Raw genomic sequence first — 14,591 nt, 5'->3', positions numbered from 1 at the left:
GCCGGCCCCGATCAGCACGAAGTTGCCGGTTACGTGCGCGGTGAACAGCCCGAACAGCGCGACGAAGCTGAGCGTATCGACGAAGCCGGCGATCGCAGCAAGGATCGTGTCCTCGGATTTCATTTCGCCGCGCTCGCGTGGATCTCGGCGATATAGCCGCCCGGGAACTGGACGATCGCGGCATCGCGCCCGTCCGCCGTGAACGGCGGCACGAGCACCGTCACGCCCGCGGCCTGCGCCTTCTGCAGCGTATCCGCGAGATTCGGCACGTCATACCCCGTCAGTTCCCGCCCGAACGGATAGGGCAGATGGCCGTCGGTCGCGATTACCGTCATCTTGCCGAAGCCCGATTCGATGCGCGTGCGGCGATAGGTGTCGTTCGGCCGGCCGATCTCGACGCCCGGCGCATGACGTGCATCGGACACAACCTTGCCGTGCGAGAACGCGACGAAGTTGCGGATCAGCGTGTCCGCGCGCTCCGGCGACACGTACACGCGATTCTCGGGCACGCGCTGCAGCGCATCGTAATGCGGCACCTCGGTATGCCAGTAGAGCTGCATGTTCACGCCGCCCGGCCACGTCACGACCACATCGCGGCCGATCGGATCGGGGAACGTGTCGACGATCACGTCGGCGCCGTGCGCGCGCGCCGATTTCACCGCCGCGTCCATGTCGGTCACGAGGTAGCCCGTGCGCTCCGCGCCGAACGGGTACGGCACGGGCGTCTTGAAGCCGAACACGGAGATCGTGCCCGACGGCGTGAACACGAGCTGCGACATCGTCTGGCTCGGCGTCGGCGTGACCTGAAACACGCCCTGCTTCGACTTGCTGCCGCCGAACGTCGCGACGAAGCTGTCGGTGAAGCGGTCGAAGTCTTCCGGCGCGACGTACACGTGCGTCGTGTCGTACTGCGGGCCGACGGCAACCGACGGCGTTGCCACAGTCCTTACCGGCATCGTCGCGAACGACGCGGGCGCGGCGACGAGGCCGCCCGCGATCATCACGGCCAGCAAGGTTGAGCGAATGGCTTTCATCGTGAGATTCCGTTGTTGTTTCATCGTGCTGTCCGATCAATCAGGTGCGGCTGTCGCGGCCGCATGTTTCGCATCGCCAAGCATGGTCGCAAGCACGAGCGCCGCGATCAGTCCGAGATGCTCAAAAAAGCTGTTGAGCGCCATGAAGCGCGCGATGCCGCTCTGGTTCCAGAAATCGTTCGCGACCAGCATCGCGACGACCGTCAGCATCCCGAGGCCGCCGGCGCCGAGCCACGTAAAGCGGCCGAACACCACGCACAGCGAGCCGGCGATCTCGACCGCGACCGCCAACGCCGCCCACAGCGCGGCCGGATGCAGGCCGAAATGCGCCTGCTCCGCGATTGCGTCGTCGAAGTTCAGCGCCTTGCTGACCCCGCCGATCAGGTAGGCGGACACCAGCGCGAGCCGCGCGAGCGGCAGGACCCACGGCTGCGCAAGCAGCGCGCGGATCCATTCGGGATTGCCGCGGCCGGTCAGTGTCGTCATGTCAGATCGCCCAGCACGAACAGCCGAACGCGCCCCAGAAGCCTTGCGTGTCCGACGTCGGCAGCGCGCTGCCCCATGCGCTCGCATGTGCGTGGCCGTGCACGTTGCACGCGCTCGCGCAGCCGCACAGCGCAGCGGCCGCAGCCCGCTGCAGCGGCGCACCGTCGCGCTGCGCGACGCCCCAGCCACCATAGCCGCCATACTGGCGCACCGGCGACCAGTCCGGCATCGCCGGCGGAATCGGCGCGTCGTACCGCGAGAACGGGCCCGCGCCCCACACGATCCGGCCGCCGACCACCGTCATCAGCGACGTGGTGTCGACGATGTCGTCTTCCGCACACGCAAGGAAGTCGCGGTCCGGCACCATCAGGTCGGCCAGCTGCCCAACCGCGATGCGGCCTTTCCTGCCCTCCTCGTTCGAGAACCACGCGACGAACTCCGTCCACATGCGCAACGCGGTCTCGCGATCGAGCAGGTTGCGCTGCGGATACATCCGCAGGCCGCCGACCGTCTTGCCGGTCACGAGCCATGCGAGCGACACCCACGGGTTGTACGACGCGACGCGCGTCGCATCGGTGCCGGCCGACACCTTCATGCCTTTCGCGAGCATCTTCGCGACGGGCGGGGTCGCTTCGGCCGCCTGCGCGCCATAGCGCTCGACGAAGTACTCGCCCTGATAGGCCATCCGGTGCTGCACGGCGACGCCGCCGCCGAGCGCCGCGATCCGGTCCATCGAGCGCTCCGAGATCGTTTCCGCGTGATCGAAGAACCAGTTGATGCCGTCGAGCGGGATGTCTTTCGCGACCTTCTCGAACACGTCGAGCGCGCGGCTGATCGTTTCGTCATAGGTCGCATGCATGCGCCACGGCCAGCGATTCTGCGCGAGCACGCGCACGACGCCTTCGAGTTCGTCCTCCATCCCGGCCGGGAGCTCGGGACGCGCAACGCGGAAATCCTCGAAATCGGCCGCCGAGAACACGAGCATCTCGCCCGCGCCGTTGTGACGGAAGTAGTCGGTGCCGTCGTGATACCTGACGCTCCTGGTCCAGTTCACGAAGTCTTCTTTCTCGGCGTTCGGTTTCTGCGTGAACAGGTTGTACGCGATGCGCACCGTCATCTCGCCCGCATCGTGCAGCTTGCGGATCACTTCGTAATCGTCGGGGTAGTTCTGCGAACCGCCGCCCGCGTCGATCACGCCCGTCACGCCGAGCCGGTTCAGTTCCCGCATGAAGTGACGTGTCGAGTTGACCTGGTATTCGAACGGCAGCTTCGGTCCCTTCGCGAGCGTCGCGTAGAGGATCGTCGCGTTCGGGTTCGCGAGCAGCAGGCCCGTCGGATTGCCTGCGCCGTCGCGCAGGATCGTGCCACCCGGCGGCTCCGGCGTGTCCTTCGTATAGCCGACGACGCGCAGCGCGGCCGCATTCAGCAGCGCGCGGTCGTACAGGTGCAGGATGAACACCGGCGTATCGGGCGCGGCCGCGTTGAGCTCGTCGATCGTCGGCAGGCGCTTCTCCGCGAACTGGTGCTCGGTGAAGCCGCCGACCACGCGCACCCACTGCGGCGCGGGCGTGATCGCAACCTGCTGCCTGAGCATCTCCATCGCGACCGCGAGCGAGCGCACGCCGTCCCAGCGCAGCTCCATGTTGTAGTTCAGGCCGCCGCGGATCACGTGCGTGTGATTGTCGATCAGGCCCGGCAGCACGGGCCGGCCCGCGAGATCGATGACCTGCGTCGCGCGGCCCGCGAGCGGCACGACGTCGGCATCGCTGCCGACCGCGACAAAGCGGCCGCCGGCGATCGCCACCGCGGTGGCAATCGGGTTCGAACGGTCCAGCGTGGTGATCCGTCCGTTGTGAAGAATGAGATCGGGTTGGATGTCGGTTGCGCTCATGGGCATATCCTCACTGCGATTAGAAGCCGAACAACGGTTTGAGGGCCGGGATCGCCTGCGCGCCGATCAGCATGCCGAGCAGGCCCACGAGTGCGATCAACGGCGGCGCGGGCGAGCGGACCCGGATCGCGCTGTAGACGACGCCGACCAGCAGGCCGGCGCCCAATGAAAATAGATAAGATTCCATACGATCTCTCTCACGGTCGGATTAGAATGGGCGCCATCGCATCCCGGTCAGCGCGGCCGGGCACGGCACGTCGCCACGCCGACGGAACCGGTTTTTCCCGGCACTGAAAACGGCGCGCCACCCCCATCATCGATTTCATATCCACGATGCAACACCTTCCTGATCTCGAAGCCTGGGCCATCTTCGCGCGCGTCGCCGAGACCGGCTCGTTCGCGAAAGCCGCCGACCTGCTCGGCACGTCGCAGCCGACCGTGTCGAAGGCGATCGCACGTCTCGAGCAACGGCTCGGCACGATGCTGCTGTACCGGACGTCGCGCAAGCTGTCGCTGACGCCGACGGGCGAACTGCTGCGCGACCGCGCGATCCGGCTGCTCGCCGACGCCGAGCTCATCGAAAACGAAGCGTCCGCGCACGCGCTCGAGCCGCATGGCCTGCTGCGTGTGAACGCGCCGATGTCGTTCGGTATGCGGCATCTCGCGCCGGTGCTTCCCGCGTTTCTCGAGCGCTACCCGAGTATCGACATCGATCTCGTGCTTACCGACCATCTGGTCGACATCGTGTCGGGCGGCTTCGACGTCGCGATCCGGATTGCCGAGCTGAACGATTCCACGCTGCGCTCGCGCCGGCTCTGCGCAGTGCGCCGGCCGCTCGTCGCATCGCCCGCGTATCTCGACCGCCACGGCCGCCCGACGCACCCGCACGACATCGAGCAGCACACGACGCTGACCTATACGAACCTGCCGACGCCGGAATGCTGGCGTTTCCGCCATGCGGGCTCAGGCGACGAGGTTGCGGTGCCCGTGCGCGGCCGCATCCGCACCAACAACGCCGACGTGATCGTGCCGTCGCTGATCGCGGGCCACGGCCTCGCCCTTCAGCCCGAATTCCTCGTATGGGACGCATTGCAGCGCGGCGAGCTCGAGGAAGTGATGCCCGACTGGCGTATCTCCGACATCAACGTGAACCTCGTCACGCCGCCCGGCATGCTGCGCGCCGCGCGCGTCACGGTGCTGCTCGACTATCTCGCCGAGCAGTTCGCGAATGCGCCGTGGGCGCTGCCCACGCGTTGAACGCCAGGCGGCAGTCCGCAGATGCGGCTGCCGCGAGCGGCGTGCGAACGCGCAGCGCGCCGCCGGCGCGCGGCGCTTATTTCGCCGCTTGCTTCGCGGGCACGGCCGCCAGCACCTCGTGCGGCACGGCCGTGCGCTGCGGCGCCTTGTGCACCATCGTGTACGCATAGTCGACGCCCATCCCGTAGGCGCCCGAGTGTTCCTTCACGATCGCCATCACCGCGTCGTACGTATCGCGGCGCGCCCAGTCACGCTGCCACTCGAGCACGACCTGCTGCCACGTGACAGGTACGGCCCCCGCCTGGACCATGCGCTGCATCGCGAAGTCGTGCGCATCCTTCGACGTGCCGCCCGATGCATCGGCCACCATGTAGATCTCGTAGTCGCCTTCGAGCATCGCGCACAGCGCGAACGTCGTATTGCAGACTTCGGTCCACAGGCCCGACACGATCACCTTCTTGCGGCCGTTCGCGGCCAGCGCGTCGCGGACCTTCTGGTCGTCCCACGAATTCATCGACGTGCGCTCGAGCAGTTTCGCGTCCGGAAACACGTCGAGCAGTTCGGGATACGTGAAACCGGAGAAGCTCTCCGTCTCGACCGTCGTGATCGTGGTCGGAATGTCGAATGCGCGCGCGGCCTTCGCGAGCCCCACGACGTTGTTCTTCAGCGTCTGGCGATCGATCGACTGCACGCCGAAGGCCATCTGCGGTTGCTGGTCGATGAAGATCAGCTGGCTGTTCTGCGGAGTGAGTACTTCTTGCTTCGGATTGCTCATGACGTGTGTCGTCCCTTGAACCGGAGAAATGGGAGGCCCACCCCGGCCGTGCGAACGGGGGGAGCCCAGTGTGCGTTGCGCTGGCGCGTCGGCAGCCAGGCGGTGTCATTTGACACGTATCCGCGACGAAAGGGCACCCAAAAAATGGAATCGAACCGATTCCAATACGTGCGTACGTTTCATGCCCGGCTGCTCTTTTCTTGTCCACGCAAACCCGCTACGCTTTCACGTCAGCGACGGCGCCTTGCCCGTCATCGGCCGGCCAACCACGAGACCCGCATCATGAAACCCTATCTCCTGTCGCTTCTTGCCGGCGTGCTTGCCGGCGTCATCTACGGTGCGATCGGCGTGTCGTCGCCGGCTCCGCCCATCATTGCGCTGACAGGCCTGCTCGGCATGCTGGCCGGCGAGCAGATCCTTCCCGTCGCGCGCCGGATGCTGTCGGGCCACCGGCTGAATGCCGCATGGCGCGACGCAAAATGCAGCCAGCATATGTTCGGCCCGCTGCCGGGCGCCCAGACATCCGTGCCGGCCTCTCGGGACCGACAGCCGTCGTGACGCATCGCGATGCGCGCGTCGTCGCATTGCGCGATCGGCGCGCACGCCGATGAACGGGGTCGGCCCGGTTCACGGCCCCATTCCTGGCCGCGACCGCGGTTGCCCGATACCGTTCGCAACGACCACGCACACGAGAATTCCATCATGTCCGCTTCGATCAAGACCCTGCTCACGCCGCGCGAAAGCGACATCGGCAACCTGGTCGTGCGCCGCGTGCTGCCCGCACGCGCCGCGCGTCTCGTCGGGCCGTTCATTTTCTTCGACCACATGGGCCCCGCAGTGCTGCCCGCCGGCAGTGGCGTCGACGTGCTGCCGCATCCGCACATCGGCCTCGCGACCGTCACCTACCTGTTCGACGGCACGTTCATGCATCACGACAGTCTCGGCTTCCGGCAGAAGATCGTGCCCGGCGACGTGAACTGGATGACGGCCGGCCGCGGCATCGTGCATTCGGAACGCACGCCTGACGACGCGCGGCCGCTCGAGCAGCCGATCCACGGCATCCAGACCTGGGTGGCGCTGCCGGTCGACCATGAGGACGCGGCGCCCGCGTTCGTCCACCATCCGGCCGACACGCTGCCGTCGTTCACGCGCGACGGCGCGACCGTGCACGTGATCGCGGGTACCGCGTTCGGGCTCGCGTCGCCGGTGGAGGTGTTTTCGCCGACGCTTTACGCGCATGCGGAATTCGCGGCCGGCGGCCGCCTCGCGCTCGACGCGGAGCATGACGAACGCGGCGTCTATCTCGTCGACGGCGACCTGAGCATCGACGGCACGCCGCTCGCGAGCGCGACCATGGCCGTGCTCGAGCCCGGCGCAACGGTCGAACTCGCGAGCGCGCACGGCGCGCGCGTGATGCTGCTCGGCGGCGCACATCTGCCCGGCGAACGCTTCATCGAGTGGAATTTCGTGTCGAGCTCGCGCGAGAAGATCGCCGCGGCCCGCGAAGCATGGGCCGCGCAAACCTTCGGCAAGGTGCCCGGCGAAGAAGACGAATGGACGCGCCAGCCTGAGCGAAACGCGCATTGAGTGAGACTGCCGGCGATCCGGCGAACGCGGTTTCGGCCGCCTGTATCAGCCTGAGCGGCCCGCTCGGCCGCGGGCTCGATGTGGAGCGCGGCCGATTCGGCGTCGCCCGCACCTACTCCCGCAAGCCCATCAGCTTCGCGAGCACCGGCCAGCGCTCGAGCGATTCGACATACGCGCGGCGCGCCTGCTCATCGACATAGCGCTCGGGATCGAGCGCCGGCAGATGGCGCGCGAGGCCTAGCACGTCGTTCGGCTGCGAAAGGCGGGCGTCGCCGCCATCAGCCGCGGTTACTTTTCGTCGATCCATACGCCATCCGGAGTCTTGACCGCGTAGCCCGCGGCCGTCTGCATCGTCACGGTGCCCTCGTTCTCGCCCACCATCCGCGTGCGCGGCAGGTCCGCCGCGTACTGCGCGAGCGTCACGCCGGGCTTGAACGGGCTGTTCGACACGAGGTTCGACATCAGCTGCGCCAGCGCGAGGAAGCTCGACGGCTGGTCGATCACGGTCGTCGTGCCGTGGTTGCCCTGGAAGCCGACGAGCCGCACGCCGACCGGCACATGCACGATGCGCGGCGTCGGAATCTCGCGCAGCCCGGCGACCTGGTTCTTGTCGCCGCGCAGCGCCGCGCCGTGCTCCGGCACGAACACGATCACCGCGCGCCGGCCCGACGACGCGATCAGGTCCGCGAGCCGGTCGAAATCGTTCATCAGCTTCGTCGCGCGCTGCGGATACGAGTCGATGCTCGTCAGCGAGCTGCCGACCACGCGGTTGCCGTCGTGCATGCTGATCGTGTTGTAGTACAGCGCAACCGGCCCCGCCACCGACGCGCGCTGCGCGTACCACTTCGCGAGTGTCGCGTAGTCGTCCTTGATTGCCGAGCCGTCGAACGCATGCATCGCGACCGGCGCGTCCGCGTTCGACACGAGCGGCGCATCGGGCACGCCGAGGTTGTCGTGGATGATCTGCAGGAAGTTGTCGAAGTGGCCGTCGTGGTTCAGCAGCGACTGCGCTGTGTAGCCCGCACGCGCGAGCTGCGAGAACAGGTAGCACTGCTGCGGCGCGCTCTTGTACAGGTCGGCGTGCGCCTCCTGCCCGCAACTCGCGCGCAGCACGCGGAGCGCCGCCGGGCCGCTGTAGCTCGCGGCCGAGCTGAAGTTCGTGAACAGGTAGTCGAAGTGGCTCAGCATCGGGTGATTGCGCACGTTCGCGGCATCGAGGTCGTCCCATGCGAGCGAGCACACGTGCAGCACGATCACGTCGAACTGCGTCGCCGGATCGCTGCCGAGATGGCCGAACGCGACCTGCCGCTGCGATTCCTGCGCGCGGAATGCGGCGAGCGCCGCATTGTGATCCTCCGGCTGGCCGGCACGCGCCGCGCCCGCGAGCTGCGTCTGGGCCTGCGCATTCGCACCGGCGCGCGCGATCATCCCGGTGCCGGCCTGCCACAGCGGCAGCACGACGAGCGCGGCCAGCACGAACGTCGCGACGCGCAGCCAGCGGTTCACGACGAAGTACACGATCAGGCCGCCGGCGATGGTCAGCAGCACCATCGGCGGCAACAGGCGCGGCAGGAGCTCCATCCAGTAGTCGGCGCGGAACGTGCTGACCTCGCGCAGCGCGTCGGCGAGCCGCGCGAGCGGCGGCGCGTGCAGCTCGCGCGCGAGCAGCGGCACGGCGATCGCAATCGCGGCCAGCTGGCGGACGATCCGCCACGCGCGCCGCCGGATCGGCGCGCTGGCCGCGAGCGCCACCGCGAACGCGAGGTTCGCGAGCCACATCGGCTCCAGATGGCCCGTCGCGAACATCGCGAACTTCAGGATGAAATACAGATTCCAGAACGTCATCGAAACTACTCCGTCATGAGCGGCGGCAGCCGCCGCGCGCCCGCCTCCGCTTCCCGCATCTTTCACGCTTCATTCGTGCTTGATTCGTGCTTGATTCGTGCTTCATTCGCGCGCCCGATCGAGCGCCAGCATCGCCTGCACGCTGCTCGATGCCCCTTTCAGCAAGCGCACGTAACCGTCGACGCCCACCTGCAACACTTCCCTCAGCCCGCGCAGCGGCGTGTCGGTGCGCTCGCCTTCGTGCCAGTCGAGCCACGCATCGGCGCGACCGAACGTGCACTGCACGAGCTGTCGCTCCTGCTCGAGCGTGAGCGCGTCGAAGCTCACGCCGACATGCGTCGGGCTCACGCGGCACACGCGCACCGGGAACGGGAACGCCCGGTCGCCGCGCGTCACGCATACGGTCAGCGTATCGCCCGCCGCGAGCTTCAGGCCCGGCATGGCCTCGAGCCCGAGGCCGCCGGCCGAATAATCGCTCGTGAAGCAAGCGGCCGTCGTGCCGTCGGCGAGCAGCAGCGTCGCCGGCACGCGCATCGCGATCCGGTGCGTGACGCGCACCTGCTTCGCCTCGCGCGCAACCGCGAGCGCCGCACCGAGCATCGCGAGGTTGTAGACGGTCCAGCCGAGCGTGATCAGGATCGTCGACGCTTCGTCGCCCTGGTCCACGACCAGCCGCCAGAGGCCGGCCAGGATCGCGAACACGTTCACCGCGAACAGCACGAGGTATGGCTTCGACGTCGACCAGTCGACGTAGCCCTCCTCGATCTTGCCGCCCTTGTCGGTCACGTTGAACTTGCCGTGCTTCGGGCTGAAGAACGCGACCGTCGTCGGCAGCGCGATGTACCACGCGAGCACCGATTCATAGACTTCCGCCCAGAACGAATGGCGGAAGCGCCCCTGCATCCGCGAGTTCGCGATGTTCGCGAGCACGAGGTACGGCACCACGTAGCTCGCGAGCGCGACCGATGCCGCGTTGATGAAGTACAGGTGGAAGAACAGGTACGCGAGCGGGATCGTCAGGAAGATCAGCCGCGGGATTCCGTAGAAGAAGTGCAGCATCGCGTTGCCGTAGCAGATCCGCTGCACGAAGCCGAGCCCGCGCCCGAGGAACGGATTGTCGATGCGGAAGATCTGCGCCATCCCGCGTGCCCAGCGCGTGCGCTGCTTCACGTGGCCCGCGAGGCTCTCGGTCGCGAGGCCGGCCGCCTGCACGGTCGGCAGGTACGCGGACGTATAGCCGCGACGATGCAGCTTGAGCGCCGTATGTGCATCCTCGGTCACCGTCTCGACCGCGACGCCGCCGACTTCCTCGAGCGCGCTGCGCTTGAGCACCGCGCACGAGCCGCAGAAGAACGTCGCGTTCCACAGGTCGTTGCCCGACTGCACGAGCCCGTAGAACAGGTTGCCCTCGTTCGGGATCTCGCGGAACGTGCCGAGGTTGCGCTCGAACGGATCGGGCGAGAAGAAGTGATGCGGCGTCTGCACGAGCGCGCATTTCGGGTCGCGCTGGAACACGCCCATCGTCGTCTGCAGGAACGAGCGGGTCGGCACGTGATCGCAGTCGAAGATCGCGATGTACTCGCCGCGCGTCTTCGGCAGCGCGCGGTTGATGTTGCCGGCCTTCGCGTGCCGGTTGTCGTCGCGCGTCAGGTAGTCGATGCCGGCCTCGCGCGCGAACGCCTCGAACTCGGGCCGCTTGCCGTCGTCGAGCAGGTACACGCGCAGCTTCGCTGCAGGCCAGTCCATGCTCTGCGCGGCGAACACGGTCGGCTTCACGACCGACAGCGGCTCGTTGTAGGTCGGGATATACACGTCGACCGTCGGCCACGTGTCGGGATCGTCGGACAGCGGCACGATCGGCCGGTCGAGCGGCCACGCGGTCTGGACGAAACCGAGCAGCAGGATCAGCCACGTATACGCTTCCGCCGCGTACAGCAGGTAGCCGGCGAACGCCTCGACCGGGCTGCGGAAGTCGAGCGTCTGGGTCGTGCGCCACCACACGTAGCGGACCATCGCGAGCAGAGCGAGCGACGCGAGCGTGAGCGTCGGCATATGGCCCGGCAGACGGCGCAGCGCAAACGCGAGCACCGCGACCGCCACGAAGAACGCGAACTGCGCGGCAGGCATCAACGGCGACATCCCAGCCGCCGCCCACATCAGCGCACCCGCCGCGAGCAGCACCGGCGCGAGCCACGGGCGCCGGCCGACGCGGTTCGCGCGCGTGTCGATCCAGCCGCCCCAGCGGTCCCACGGCAGCCGCGCGAGCGCCGCGTTGCAGCGGCGCCCGATTGCGCGCACGAATACGTAGACAGGCACGACCGTCTTGTCGAACCACGCGAGCGGGTCGCGCGCGGGCCGGCCGTCCGGCTGGCGCGGCGCGCGCACGAACGCGCGCCACAGCCATTCGCGCAGGCTGAGCGGCTGCAGCACACCCAGCTCGGCCGCGAGCCGCAGGAATAGCGCACGCGCATGACGGCGCACGGCGTCGGGCCGCCCGTGCGGCGGCACGTGGAAGAACAGGCGCACGACCCAGTCGAGCAGCGTGCGCTCGGCGGGCAGCCCGAGCCCGCGTGCGAGCCAGTCGATCGCGCAGCGGCGCGCCGTGCGCAACCTGGCAGCGGCGGCGGCAGCGATGGTGGCAACGGCGGTGGCAACGGCGGCGGCAGCGGTGGCTGCGATTCCGGCGGGCTTCATCGCCGCGCTCCTGCGCGCCCCGCCGCCGCGTCGAGCCAGGCATCGACCCAGTTCGCGACGCCGTGCAGGTCGTGCGACACCTGCGAGTACGGCGCATCGTCGAAGATCCAGCTGCCGCGCGCGAGCGACTCCGGCACCGCGGCGTCGATGTGGATCCGCTGGTCGAGGATCACCGCCGGGCCCGCGATCTCGCGCAGCATTGCGAGCGCGTCGCGCTGCAGGTCGCGTGCGGGATTCAGCCGGTTGACGACGATCTGCAGCGCGCCGCCGCCGGCCCGCAGTGCGCCGAGCCGCGCGCTGACGGTGGCGCATGCGGCCGGCTCGGGCGGCACGACGACGAGCGTCAGGTCCGCGCAGCGGATCGCTTGCTCCGCCTGCGGCGACGGGTAGCGGGCCGTGTCGATCAGCGTGACGCCGCCGGCCGGCAGCGCGATCTCGCCGAGCGCGTGCGACAGCCAGCCGGGCGCGGCCACGAGGTGCGCATCGCAAGCGGCCGCCTGCGCCGCATCGACGTGCCCGTACGGCACGAACAGCACGCCGTCCGCGTTGCGCCAGGTATGCGCGTGCCACGGCTCGGCGCCGCCGAGCAGGGTCTGCGCGATGCCGGACACGGGCACCGTGTCGAGGCCGAGCGACGCGCCCAGCAGGTTCTGCGGATCGAATTCGATGGCCACGGCCGGCCGGCCGCGGCGCGCGAGCAGCACGGCGAGCGCCGCCGTGAGCGTCGTGCGGCCCGCGCCGCCCGTCGTCGACGTGATGGCGATCGTCTTCATCGCGCGTCCTCGCGGCCCGCGTCCGCGACGCCGGGCAACAGCCGCCCGCGCAGCGCGATCGGTACGATCTCGCACGGCACCGCGTCGTGGCGGTCGATCCGCCGTGGCGCATGGAAGCTGCGGCCGAAGCCGAAGTGCTGCGCGACGACCCAGACCGGCACCGCGATCGCGATGCCGACGAAAAATCCGATGACGATGTCGGCGATCATGAGGCCTCCGGCTTGCGCAGCGGCATTGCACTGCGGGTGGCGCCGCGCGCGCGCGGCGCGGCTGGCGTGTCGAGCGTGTCGGGTGTGTCGGGCATCGCAGGCTCGCCGGTCGCACTCGACGGCGCCGACGGCAGCCGTTCGATCGGCGCGGCCGGCTGGACCGACGGTGCGCCGGCCTCGCTCGCGGCCGGCTGGGCCGACGGTGCACCAGCCTCGCTCGCGGACGCCTCGGGCACGGCGCCAGCCGGCAGCGTCGCCGCCGGTGCAGCCACCTGAGCAGCCACCCGTACGGCCAGCGCATCGGCCGGCGGGTGCGTGGCCGCGAACAGGTCGCTGTAGTCGGCGATCGGCGCGCGCCGGTTCTCCGTCTTCAGCGCGTTCAGCTCGGCGTTGATGCTGCCCTGCGCGAGCAGCACGATCCGGTCGGACACCGTCTCGACCGGCACGCTGAAGATCCGCTTGAGCGCCTCGTCCGCATCGGCGGGTTCGCACGCGAACAGGAATACATAGAGGTGCTTCGCGTCGGCCGTCACCACGTCGCCCGCGCGGCGCGGCTGGCAGTAGCGCAGCGCATCGACGTGCGCGACGCCCGGCAGCAGCGTCATCTTCGCGAGCGTGTGCGGCAGCGCGAGCACCTCGCCGCGATCGAGCACCGCGCGGATCCGCAGGCAGAACGAACCGACCGGCAGGTAACCGAGCACCGTGTCGCCAAGCGCGGCGGCGAGCGCCGCGCGGTAGTCGGCCGCGACCGGCCGCGCATGGAGCTGCCCGTGCAGCGATCGCACGGCGGCCTGCAGCCGCGAGAACGGCAGGTCGCGCCCGACGACGCTGTTCGCGCCGAGGCTCAGCACCAGCATCTCGAATTGATGACGCAGCACCTCGCCGCGCTCGACGATCGTGATCTTCAGCGCGCCGCCACACTGCCGCCGCAGCGTGTGCACGTCCGCGCACAGCGCCTCGAGCTGTGCGCGCGTGCGGAACACGAGCACGGCGGTCGCGGCCTGCGCCCTCGCGCACGCGGCGACGACCGCCGCGTTGTCGTCGACGATCTCCCAGTCGTTCGGCACCCACTGCTCGCGCTCGACCACCGCGCGGCTGACGACGACGCGGTCCTCGTCGCTCGCGAGCTTCATCTGTTGCGGCGCCGCGACCGCGTCGGCATCGAAGATCGCCGACAGGCGGCCGTTCGGCGCGAAGCGCAGCGGCCGCACCTCGCCCGCGGCCAGCGTGTCGCCCGAACGCCAGAAATCGACGACCCACAGCAACTCGCCGTGCGTGCGCTGCAACTGCGCGACGCCCGCGCACACGCTGTGAAAGCCGCTGCGCCGCGTGCGGCGCGCTTCGCGCACGAGCGGCGGATCGTCGGTCAGCGCGTCGTCGGCGCCCGCGTACGCGTCGTCGGGATGCATCAGCAGCACGACCGCGATCCGGTGCATCCGGCACCAGTCGGCAAACGCGCGCCCTTCTTCCGCGAGCGCGACCGGATCGTCCCAGCTGAACCAGCGCTCGGCACCTTCGACGAAATACAGCGAGCGCGCGCGAAAGCCGAAGCGCTTCATCGCGCGAAACCCGCCCATCAGCCGCGCGAACGGGCCCGCCGCCGCGCGATGGGCCGCGTCGGGTTCAGCGTCAGGTTCCGCCGCGGCGTCGGGCGCGGCCGGCGGCATCGCGAGCACGTTCAGGTAGCGCGGCCAGCCGGGCGCCATCGCGCCGCCGGCGAAGCCACGCTCGCCGAGCTGCGCGGCGACGTGTTCGGGCTCGCGTGCGAGCACGAGCGTCACGTCACGCGTGCGCGCCTGGCGCGCGCTCTCCCACACGAGCGCGTCGCAGGCGGCCGTGCGCGCGGCCGCGTAGACCGCATACAGGCCGCCCGGCTCGAGCTGCGTCCATTCGTCGGGCAGCCCGTCGATCGCAAGCCGGCTCAGCGACGACACGCGGCCGTCGGCCGGGCCCATGCGCAACAGCGCGCGCAGGCGGCCGAACACGCCGGCGACGCCGAGCGCGGGACGAGTGGCTTCGAAGTCGGTGTTCACGCTTGTG

The 14,591-nt window shown here is 69.2% G+C and carries 15 protein-coding genes; 3 read left to right on the top strand and 12 right to left on the bottom strand.

Annotated elements, in window-relative coordinates:
- The 5 genes from DID96_RS34355 to DID96_RS34335 form a co-directional block, all read right to left on the bottom strand.
- A partial coding sequence (locus tag DID96_RS34355) for a DUF1275 family protein (protein WP_124601083.1) occupies window positions 1-123 on the bottom strand: 123 nt, incomplete at its 3' end.
- Entirely contained in the window at window positions 120-1,034 is a 915-nt protein-coding gene (locus tag DID96_RS34350) for a glyoxalase (RefSeq protein WP_124603638.1), read from the bottom strand. The genes DID96_RS34355 and DID96_RS34350, both read right to left, overlap by 4 nt.
- 36 nt (window positions 1,035-1,070) lie before the next feature.
- The gene (locus DID96_RS34345; RefSeq protein ID WP_124603637.1) at window positions 1,071-1,520 is read right to left on the bottom strand and encodes a DoxX family protein; all 450 of its coding nucleotides are present in this window, start codon (window positions 1,518-1,520) and stop codon (window positions 1,071-1,073) included.
- A 1-nt stretch (window position 1,521) separates the two neighbouring features.
- The gene (locus tag DID96_RS34340; RefSeq protein WP_124603636.1) at window positions 1,522-3,411 is read right to left on the bottom strand and encodes an amidohydrolase; all 1,890 of its coding nucleotides are present in this window, start codon (window positions 3,409-3,411) and stop codon (window positions 1,522-1,524) included.
- A 19-nt stretch (window positions 3,412-3,430) separates the two neighbouring features.
- Window positions 3,431-3,598: a DUF1427 family protein gene (locus tag DID96_RS34335; protein WP_124603635.1), complete on the bottom strand. Its 168-nt coding sequence runs from the start codon at window positions 3,596-3,598 to the stop codon at window positions 3,431-3,433.
- Window positions 3,599-3,744: 146 nt separating this feature from the next.
- On the opposite strand from DID96_RS34335, the gene DID96_RS34330 reads away from it, so the two are divergent.
- Window positions 3,745-4,668, top strand: coding sequence for a LysR family transcriptional regulator (locus DID96_RS34330; protein WP_124603634.1), 924 nt, complete (start codon window positions 3,745-3,747; stop codon window positions 4,666-4,668).
- Window positions 4,669-4,744: 76 nt separating this feature from the next.
- Here DID96_RS34330 and DID96_RS34325 read toward each other — a convergent pair whose 3' ends face one another.
- Window positions 4,745-5,443, bottom strand: a complete 699-nt coding sequence (locus DID96_RS34325; RefSeq protein WP_124603633.1) for a hydrolase — start codon at window positions 5,441-5,443, stop codon at window positions 4,745-4,747.
- 282 nt (window positions 5,444-5,725) lie between these two features.
- On the opposite strand from DID96_RS34325, the gene DID96_RS34320 reads away from it, so the two are divergent.
- Window positions 5,726-6,001, top strand: a complete 276-nt coding sequence (locus DID96_RS34320) for a XapX domain-containing protein (protein ID WP_124603632.1) — start codon at window positions 5,726-5,728, stop codon at window positions 5,999-6,001.
- 144 nt (window positions 6,002-6,145) lie between these two features.
- Entirely contained in the window at window positions 6,146-7,030 is an 885-nt protein-coding gene (locus DID96_RS34315) for a pirin family protein (protein ID WP_124603631.1), read from the top strand.
- 112 nt (window positions 7,031-7,142) lie between these two features.
- Here the strand turns inward: DID96_RS34315 and DID96_RS34310 are convergent, their stop codons facing one another.
- The 6 genes from DID96_RS34310 to bcsE all read right to left on the bottom strand — a co-directional run bounded on the left by DID96_RS34310 (window position 7,143) and on the right by bcsE (window position 14,584).
- A complete protein-coding gene (locus DID96_RS34310; RefSeq protein ID WP_124603630.1) occupies window positions 7,143-7,337 on the bottom strand; it encodes a hypothetical protein in 195 nt (64 codons plus the stop codon).
- Complete coding sequence (bcsG, locus tag DID96_RS34305; protein ID WP_124603629.1) at window positions 7,319-8,875, bottom strand: cellulose biosynthesis protein BcsG; 1,557 nt, start codon at window positions 8,873-8,875, stop codon at window positions 7,319-7,321. The genes DID96_RS34310 and bcsG overlap by 19 nt, the downstream gene beginning before the upstream one ends.
- Window positions 8,876-8,977: 102 nt before the next feature.
- The gene (bcsA, locus tag DID96_RS34300; protein WP_409333839.1) at window positions 8,978-11,509 is read right to left on the bottom strand and encodes a UDP-forming cellulose synthase catalytic subunit; all 2,532 of its coding nucleotides are present in this window, start codon (window positions 11,507-11,509) and stop codon (window positions 8,978-8,980) included.
- Window positions 11,510-11,565: 56 nt separating this feature from the next.
- Entirely contained in the window at window positions 11,566-12,342 is a 777-nt protein-coding gene (gene bcsQ, locus DID96_RS34295) for a cellulose biosynthesis protein BcsQ (protein ID WP_124603627.1), read from the bottom strand.
- Window positions 12,339-12,551, bottom strand: coding sequence for a hypothetical protein (locus tag DID96_RS34290; RefSeq protein WP_124603626.1), 213 nt, complete (start codon window positions 12,549-12,551; stop codon window positions 12,339-12,341). The genes bcsQ and DID96_RS34290 overlap by 4 nt, the downstream gene beginning before the upstream one ends.
- Window positions 12,548-14,584, bottom strand: coding sequence for a cellulose biosynthesis protein BcsE (gene bcsE, locus DID96_RS34285; protein WP_124603625.1), 2,037 nt, complete (start codon window positions 14,582-14,584; stop codon window positions 12,548-12,550). Before bcsE ends, DID96_RS34290 begins: the two co-directional genes overlap by 4 nt.
- Window positions 14,585-14,591: the final 7 nt, after the last annotated feature.

It is taken from the genome of Burkholderia sp. Bp8963, from assembly GCF_003854275.1.
Lineage (GTDB): Bacteria > Pseudomonadota > Gammaproteobacteria > Burkholderiales > Burkholderiaceae > Burkholderia.
The sequence above is the reverse complement of the archived record's forward strand: the minus strand, read 5'-3'. Positions and strand labels throughout refer to the sequence as shown.